This is a genomic window from Pseudomonas sp. C5pp, assembly GCF_000814065.1.
GTDB classification, from domain to species: Bacteria; Pseudomonadota; Gammaproteobacteria; order Pseudomonadales; family Pseudomonadaceae; genus Aquipseudomonas; species Aquipseudomonas asiatica.
On the sequence record NZ_JWLN01000068.1, the window covers coordinates 1 to 8,272 of the forward strand.

Consider the following 8,272-nt stretch of genomic DNA (forward strand, 5'->3'; position numbering starts at 1 on the left):
GCCCACACGAGTATTGAGCATAGTCGAGATTGGTGCAGATCACTTCTGATATTGAACTGTCAGGAGCTGGCTGCACAACAGCCATTACGCCCAATCAACTGGTGCAGTCGTCTTCTGAAAATGACATTTGGTATCTCTCATAAACGGATGTTTTTGAGAGAACTATCTTCGGCCTTCACACGCACGAAAGGCGGCGAAGCTCCGCCGTTAATCCGTCCGCCGGAGATCTCGCCCAGGCAGGCTGAAGGCCGAGCAAGCCTGACAGGCCCGAAAAGCCCGGCACGGGCGTCGGCGGCGATGACGGCGGCGGCATTATCCAGGGTTGATGATGGAAGTGGAGGATATCGACAACCTCTCGCGCAACCAAGACATCGCGGTCGGACTGCAAGTGATCTTGAAGCCACGGGCCCGTCCCACCCCGACATGGACCTCGATGCCCGAACGGACGTTAGATTTCGAGTTCTAGGCGTTCTGCGATGAAGGTTGGATCCCAGCCGGGATTGAAAGTGTCGACGTGGGTGAATCCGAGCCGCTCGTATAGGCCACGCAGGTTCGGGTGGCAGTCGAGCCGCAGCTTGGCGCACCCCTGCGTTCGCGCGGCATGGCGGCAAGCCTCGATCAGCGCGGAGCTGACACCCCGGCCCGCATGTGTCCGTCGCACCGCGAGCTTGTGCAGATATGCGGCCTCCCCCTTGAGGGCGTCGGGCCAGAACTCGGGATCCTCGGCCGACAAGGTGCAACAGCCGACGATGCCGTCGCTGCAACTCGCGACTAGGAGCTCGGATCTCAGGACGAAGGTCTCCGCGAATGTCCGGTCGATCCGCGCGACGTCCCAGGCGGGCGTTCCCTTGGCGGACATCCACGCCGCAGCGTCGTGCATCAGCCGCACAACCTCGTCGATATCACCCGAGCAGGCGACCCGAACGTTCGGAGGCTCCTCGCTGTCCATTCGCTCCCCTGGCGCGGTATGAACCGCCGCCTCATAGTGCAGTTTGATCCTGACGAGCCCAGCATGTCTGCGCCCACCTTCGCGGAACCTGACCAGGGTCCGCTAGCGGGCGGCCGGAAGGTGAATGCTAGGCATGATCTAACCCTCGGTCTCTGGCGTCGCGACTGCGAAATTTCGCGAGGGTTTCCGAGAAGGTGATTGCGCTTCGCAGATCTCCAGGCGCGTGGGTGCGGACGTAGTCAGCGCCATTGCCGATCGCGTGAAGTTCCGCCGCAAGGCTCGCTGGACCCAGATCCTTTACAGGAAGGCCAACGGTGGCGCCCAAGAAGGATTTCCGCGACACCGAGACCAATAGCGGAAGCCCCAACGCCGACTTCAGCTTTTGAAGGTTCGACAGCACGTGCAGCGATGTTTCCGGTGCGGGGCTCAAGAAAAATCCCATCCCCGGATCGAGGATGAGCCGGTCGGCAGCGACCCCGCTCCGTCGCAAGGCGGAAACCCGCGCCTCGAAGAACCGCACAATCTCGTCGAGCGCGTCTTCGGGTCGAAGGTGACCGGTGCGGGTGGCGATGCCATCCCGCTGCGCTGAGTGCATAACCACCAGCCTGCAGTCCGCCTCAGCAATATCGGGATAGAGCGCAGGGTCAGGAAATCCTTGGATATCGTTCAGGTAGCCCACGCCGCGCTTGAGCGCATAGCGCTGGGTTTCCGGTTGGAAGCTGTCGATTGAAACACGGTGCATCTGATCGGACAGGGCGTCTAAGAGCGGCGCAATACGTCTGATCTCATCGGCCGGCGATACAGGCCTCGCGTCCGGATGGCTGGCGGCCGGTCCGACATCCACGACGTCTGATCCGACTCGCAGCATTTCGATCGCCGCGGTGACAGCGCCGGCGGGGTCTAGCCGCCGGCTCTCATCGAAGAAGGAGTCCTCGGTGAGATTCAGAATGCCGAACACCGTCACCATGGCGTCGGCCTCCGCAGCGACTTCCACGATGGGGATCGGGCGAGCAAAAAGGCAGCAATTATGAGCCCCATACCTACAAAGCCCCACGCATCAAGCTTTTGCCCATGAAGCAACCAGGCAATGGCTGTAATTATGACGACGCCGAGTCCCGACCAGACTGCATAAGCAACACCGACAGGGATGGATTTCAGAACCAGAGAAAGAAAATAAAATGCGATGCCATAACCGATTATGACAACGGCGGAAGGGGCAAGCTTAGTAAAGCCCTCGCTAGATTTTAATGCGGATGTTGCGATTACTTCGCCAACTATTGCGATAACAAGAAAAAGCCAGCCTTTCATGATATATCTCCCAATTTGTGTAGGGCTTATTATGCACGCTTAAAAATAATAAAAGCAGACTTGACCTGATAGTTTGGCTGTGAGCAATTATGTGCTTAGTGCATCTAACGCCGGAGTTAAGCCGCCGCGCGTAGCGCGGTCGGCTTGAACGAATTGTTAGACATCATTTACCAACTGACTTGATGATCTCGCCTTTCACAAAGCGAATAAATTCTTCCAAGTGATCTGCGCGTGAGGCCAAGTGATCTTCTTTTTGTCCCAGATAAGCTTGCTTAGCTTCAAGTAAGACGGGCTGATACTGGGCAGGTAGGCGTTTTATTGCCCAGTCGGCAGCGACATCCTTCGGCGCGATTTTGCCGGTTATTGCGCTGTACCAAATGCGGGACAACGTAAGCACTACATTTCGCTCATCGCCGGCCCAGTCGGGCTGCGAGTTCCATAGCTTCAAGGTTTCCCTCAGCGCCTCGAATAGATCCTGTTCAGGAACCGGGTCAAAGAATTCCTCCGCTGCCGGACCTACCAAGGCAACGCTATGTTCTCTTGCTTTTGTAAGCAGGATAGCTAGATCAATGTCGATCATGGCTGGCTCGAAGATACCCGCAAGAATGTCATTGCGCTGCCATTCTCCAAATTGCAGCTCGCGCTTAGCCGGATAACGCCACGGGATGATGTCGTCATGCACGACAAGGGTGACTTCTATAGCGCGGAGCGTCTCGCTCTCGCCAGGGAAAGCCGAAGCCTCCATAAGGTCATTGAGCAATGCTCGCCGCGTCGTTTCATCAAGCTTTACGGCCACAGTAACCAACAAATCAATATCGCTGTATGGCTTCAGGCCGCCATCCACTGCGGAGCCGTACAAATGCACGGCCAGCAACGTTGATTCCAGATGGCGCTCAATGACGCTTAGCACCTCTGATAGTTGGTTCGAAATTTCGATGGTCACCGCTACCCTCATGATGTCTAACTTTGTTTTAGGGCGACTGCCCTGCTGCGTAACATCGTTGCTGCTCCATAACATCAAACATCGACCCACGGCGTAACGCGCTTGCTGCTTGGATGCCCGAGGCATAGACTGTACAAAAAAACAGTCATAACAAGCCATGAAAACCGCCACTGCGCCGTTACCACCGCTGCGTTCGGTCAAGGTTCTGGACCAGTTGCGTGAGCGCATACGCTACTTGCATTACAGTTTACGAACCGAACAGGCTTATGTCCACTGGGTTCGTGCCTTCATCCGTTTCCACGGTGTGCGTCACCCGGCAACCTTGGGCAGCAGCGAAGTCGAGGCATTTCTGTCCTGGCTGGCGAACGAGCGCAAGGTTTCGGTCTCCACGCATCGTCAGGCATTGGCGGCCTTGCTGTTCTTCTACGGCAAGGTGCTGTGCACGGATCTGCCCTGGCTTCAGGAGATCGGAAGACCTCGGCCGTCGCGGCGCTTGCCGGTGGTGCTGACCCCGGATGAAGTGGTTCGCATCCTCGGTTTTCTGGAAGGCGAGCATCGTTTGTTCGCCCAGCTTCTGTATGGAACGGGCATGCGGATCAGTGAGGGTTTGCAACTGCGGGTCAAGGATCTGGATTTCGATCACGGCACGATCATCGTGCGGGAGGGCAAGGGCTCCAAGGATCGGGCCTTGATGTTACCCGAGAGCTTGGCACCCAGCCTGCGCGAGCAGCTGTCGCGTGCACGGGCATGGTGGCTGAAGGACCAGGCCGAGGGCCGCAGCGGCGTTGCGCTTCCCGACGCCCTTGAGCGGAAGTATCCGCGCGCCGGGCATTCCTGGCCGTGGTTCTGGGTTTTTGCGCAGCACACGCATTCGACCGATCCACGGAGCGGTGTCGTGCGTCGCCATCACATGTATGACCAGACCTTTCAGCGCGCCTTCAAACGTGCCGTAGAACAAGCAGGCATCACGAAGCCCGCCACACCGCACACCCTCCGCCACTCGTTCGCGACGGCCTTGCTCCGCAGCGGTTACGACATTCGAACCGTGCAGGATCTGCTCGGCCATTCCGACGTCTCTACGACGATGATTTACACGCATGTGCTGAAAGTTGGCGGTGCCGGAGTGCGCTCACCGCTTGATGCGCTGCCGCCCCTCACTAGTGAGAGGTAGGGCAGCGCAAGTCAATCCTGGCGGATTCACTACCCCTGCGCGAAGGCCATCGGTGCCGCATCGAACGGCCGGTTGCGGAAAGTCCTCCCTGCGTCCGCTGATGGCCGGCAGCAGCCCGTCGTTGCCTGATGGATCCAACCCCTCCGCTGCTATAGTGCAGTCGGCTTCTGACGTTCAGTGCAGCCGTCTTCTGAAAACGACAAACTGGATGTCAGGCAAGGCGCATCACGCCGTCAGAATAGAGTCCGCTTTCACATTCTTTGACACATGCTTGCCAAGGTCATAGATTTCAGCCTGACAAATTCAAGGCTTCGGGCGCAATGGAACCAAAAACCAACGCAAGCCCTGCCGCCCATCCAGCCCATGGAGGCATCTTGCAGGGACAACGCATCGGTTACGTCCGGGTCAGCAGCTTCGACCAGAACCCGGAACGCCAACTTGAACAGGTCGAGGTCGGCAAGCTGTTCACCGACAAAGCCTCGGGCAAGGACACCCAGCGTCCCCAGCTGGAGGCCATGCTCGGTTTCGTTCGCGAAGGCGACACCGTGGTGGTGCACAGCATGGATCGCCTGGCACGAAACCTCGATGATTTGCGCCGCCTGGTGCAGAAGCTGACCCAGCGCGGTGTGCGCATCGAGTTCCTGAAGGAGGGCCTGGTGTTCACTGGCGAGGACTCGCCGATGGCCAACCTGATGCTGTCGGTGATGGGGGCCTTCGCTGAGTTCGAGCGCGCCCTGATCCGCGAGCGGCAGCGTGAGGGCATCGCCTTGGCCAAGCAGCGTGGCGCGTACCGGGGCCGCAAGAAAGCCCTGTCCGATGAGCAGGCTGCTACCCTGCGGCAGCGAGCGACGGCCGGCGAGCCCAAGGCGCAGCTTGCCCGCGAGTTCAACATCAGCCGGGAAACCCTCTACCAGTACCTCCGCACGGACGACTGACACATGCCGCGTCGCTTGATCCTCTCGGCCACGGAGCGGGACACCCTGCTTGCGCTGCCGGAAAGCCAGGATGACCTGATCCGCTACTACACCTTCAACGACTCCGACCTGTCGCTGATCCGCCAGCGACGCGGCGACGCCAACCGCCTCGGCTTCGCCGTGCAGCTCTGCCTGCTGCGCTACCCCGGTTACGCGCTGGGAACCGACAGCGAGCTGCCCGAGCCGGTCATCCTGTGGGTGGCGAAGCAAGTCCAGGCCGAGCCGGCGAGCTGGGCAAAGTACGGCGAGCGCGACGTGACCCGTCGCGAGCATGCCCAGGAACTGCGCACCTACCTGCAACTGGCCCCGTTCGGCCTGTCCGACTTCCGCGCCCTGGTGCGCGAGCTAACCGAGCTGGCCCAGCAGACCGACAAAGGCTTGCTGCTGGCCGGTCAGGCCCTGGAGAGCCTACGGCAGAAACGACGCATCCTGCCGGCGCTGAGCGTGATTGACCGGGCCTGCTCGGAAGCCATTGCGCGAGCCAATCGGCGGGTCTACCGCGCCCTGGTCGAACCACTCACGGACTCGCATCGGGCCAAGCTGGACGAGCTGTTGAAGCTCAAGGCCGGCAGCAGCATCACCTGGTTGACCTGGCTGCGCCAGGCACCGCTGAAACCCAACTCTCGGCACATGCTGGAACACATCGAGCGGCTGAAGACATTTCAGTTGGTGGACTTGCCCGAAGGCCTGGGCCGGCACATCCACCAGAACCGCCTGCTCAAGCTGGCCCGCGAGGGTGGGCAGATGACGCCCAAAGACCTCGGTAAGTTCGAGCCGCAGCGCCGCTACGCGACCCTGGCCGCCGTGGTGCTGGAGAGCACCGCGACCGTGATCGATGAGCTGGTCGATCTGCATGACCGCATCCTGGTCAAGCTGTTCAGCGGCGCGAAGCACAAGCATCAGCAGCAGTTCCAGAAGCAGGGCAAGGCGATCAACGACAAGGTGCGCCTGTACTCCAGGATCGGCCAGGCGCTGCTGGAAGCGAAGGAAAGCGGCAGCGACCCCTATGCCGCCATCGAGGCGGTGATTCCCTGGGACGAGTTCACCGAGAGCGTCAGCGAGGCCGAGCTGCTGGCCCGGCCGGAAGGCTTCGACCACCTGCACCTGGTCGGCGAGAACTTCGCCACCCTGCGCCGTTACACGCCGGCCTTGCTGGAGGTGCTGGAACTGCGCGCCGCGCCGGCCGCGCAAGGCGTGCTGGCAGCCGTGCAGACCCTGCGTGAGATGAACGCCGACAACCTGCGCAAGGTGCCGGCCGATGCACCCACGGCCTTCATCAAGCCGCGCTGGAAGCCGCTGGTGATCACCCCGGAAGGCCTCGACCGGAAATTCTACGAAATCTGCGCCCTGTCCGAGCTGAAGAACGCCCTGCGCTCCGGCGACATCTGGGTCAAGGGCTCGCGGCAGTTCCGCGACTTCGACGACTACCTGCTGCCGGCCGAGAAGTTCGCCGCACTCAAGCGCGAGCAGGCCCTGCCCCTGGCGATCAACCCGAACAGCGACCAGTACCTGGAAGAGCGTTTGCAGCTGCTGGACGAGCAGTTGGCCACCGTCACCCGCCTGGCCAAGGACAACGAGCTGCCCGATGCCATCCTCACCGAGTCAGGGCTGAAAATCACCCCGCTGGATGCGGCGGTGCCGGATCGGGCGCAGGCGCTGATCGACCAAACCAGCCAGTTACTGCCGCGCATCAAGATCACCGAACTGCTGATGGACGTGGACGACTGGACGGGCTTCAGCCGCCACTTCACCCACTTGAAGGACGGGGCCGAGGCCAAAGACAGGACGTTGCTGCTGTCCGCAATCCTCGGTGATGCGATCAACCTCGGGCTGACCAAGATGGCCGAGTCGAGCCCCGGCCTGACCTACGCCAAGCTGTCCTGGCTGCAAGCCTGGCACATCCGCGACGAAACCTATTCGGCGGCCTTGGCCGAGCTGGTCAACCACCAGTATCGCCACGCCTTTGCCGCCCACTGGGGCGACGGCACGACCTCATCCTCCGATGGCCAGCGCTTCCGCGCGGGTGGCCGGGGCGAGAGCACCGGGCACGTCAACCCGAAGTACGGTAGCGAGCCGGGACGGCTGTTCTATACCCATATCTCCGACCAGTACGCGCCGTTCAGCACCCGCGTGGTGAATGTCGGCGTCCGCGATTCCACCTATGTGCTCGACGGCCTGCTGTACCACGAGTCCGACCTGCGGATCGAGGAGCACTACACCGACACGGCCGGCTTCACCGATCACGTCTTTGCCCTGATGCACCTGCTAGGCTTCCGCTTCGCGCCGCGCATCCGCGACCTCGGCGAAACCAAGCTGTACGTGCCGCAGGGCGTGCAAGCCTACCCGACGTTGCGCCCGCTGATCGGCGGCACCCTGAACATCAAGCACGTGCGTGCCCACTGGGACGACATCCTGCGCCTGGCCAGCTCGATCAAGCAGGGCACCGTCACCGCCTCGCTGATGCTGCGCAAGCTCGGCAGCTACCCGCGCCAGAACGGACTGGCCGTGGCCCTGCGCGAGCTGGGCCGGATCGAGCGCACGCTGTTCATCCTGGACTGGCTGCAAAGTGTTGAACTGCGCCGCCGCGTGCATGCCGGCCTGAACAAAGGTGAGGCGCGCAACTCGCTGGCCAGGGCGGTGTTCTTCAACCGCCTTGGGGAAATCAGGGATCGGAGCTTCGAGCAGCAGCGCTACCGGGCCAGCGGCCTCAACCTGGTGACGGCGGCTATCGTGCTGTGGAACACGGTGTACCTGGAACGCGCCACCCAGGGGTTGGTCGAGGCCGGCAAGCCGGTGGACGGCGAGCTGCTGCAATTCCTGTCGCCGCTGGGCTGGGAGCACATCAACCTAACCGGCGATTACGTCTGGCGGCAGAGCCGCAGACTGGAAGACGGGAAGTTTCGGCCGCTAAGGCTGCCCGGAAAACC

At 61.3% G+C, this 8,272-nt stretch carries 7 protein-coding genes; 3 read left to right on the forward strand and 4 right to left on the reverse strand.

Annotation, left to right across the window (positions count from 1 at the left end; genetic code table 11):
• Positions 1-448: 448 nt before the first annotated feature.
• The 4 genes from RR51_RS28085 to RR51_RS28100 form a co-directional block, all read right to left on the reverse strand.
• Complete coding sequence (locus RR51_RS28085; RefSeq protein WP_000376623.1) at positions 449-949, reverse strand: GNAT family N-acetyltransferase; 501 nt, start codon at positions 947-949, stop codon at positions 449-451.
• Positions 950-1,076: 127 nt separating this feature from the next.
• Complete coding sequence (gene sul1 / locus RR51_RS28090; protein WP_000259031.1) at positions 1,077-1,916, reverse strand: sulfonamide-resistant dihydropteroate synthase Sul1; 840 nt, start codon at positions 1,914-1,916, stop codon at positions 1,077-1,079.
• Entirely contained in the window at positions 1,910-2,257 is a 348-nt protein-coding gene (locus RR51_RS28095) for a quaternary ammonium compound efflux SMR transporter QacE delta 1 (protein ID WP_000679427.1), read from the reverse strand. Before RR51_RS28095 ends, sul1 begins: the two co-directional genes overlap by 7 nt.
• Positions 2,258-2,420: 163 nt before the next feature.
• The gene (locus RR51_RS28100; RefSeq protein WP_001261740.1) at positions 2,421-3,212 is read right to left on the reverse strand and encodes an ANT(3'')-Ia family aminoglycoside nucleotidyltransferase AadA2; all 792 of its coding nucleotides are present in this window, start codon (positions 3,210-3,212) and stop codon (positions 2,421-2,423) included.
• Positions 3,213-3,357: 145 nt separating this feature from the next.
• Here RR51_RS28100 and intI1 point away from each other — a divergent pair, with 145 nt between their 5' ends.
• From intI1 to RR51_RS28115, 3 genes are all read left to right on the forward strand, one after another.
• Complete coding sequence (gene intI1 / locus RR51_RS28105) at positions 3,358-4,371, forward strand: class 1 integron integrase IntI1 (RefSeq protein WP_000845048.1); 1,014 nt, start codon at positions 3,358-3,360, stop codon at positions 4,369-4,371.
• A 374-nt stretch (positions 4,372-4,745) separates the two neighbouring features.
• The gene (locus RR51_RS28110) at positions 4,746-5,306 is read left to right on the forward strand and encodes a recombinase family protein (RefSeq protein ID WP_039615448.1); all 561 of its coding nucleotides are present in this window, start codon (positions 4,746-4,748) and stop codon (positions 5,304-5,306) included.
• Positions 5,307-5,309: 3 nt separating this feature from the next.
• On the forward strand, positions 5,310-8,272 hold a 2,963-nt coding region (locus tag RR51_RS28115), incomplete at its 3' end, for a Tn3 family transposase (protein ID WP_039615449.1).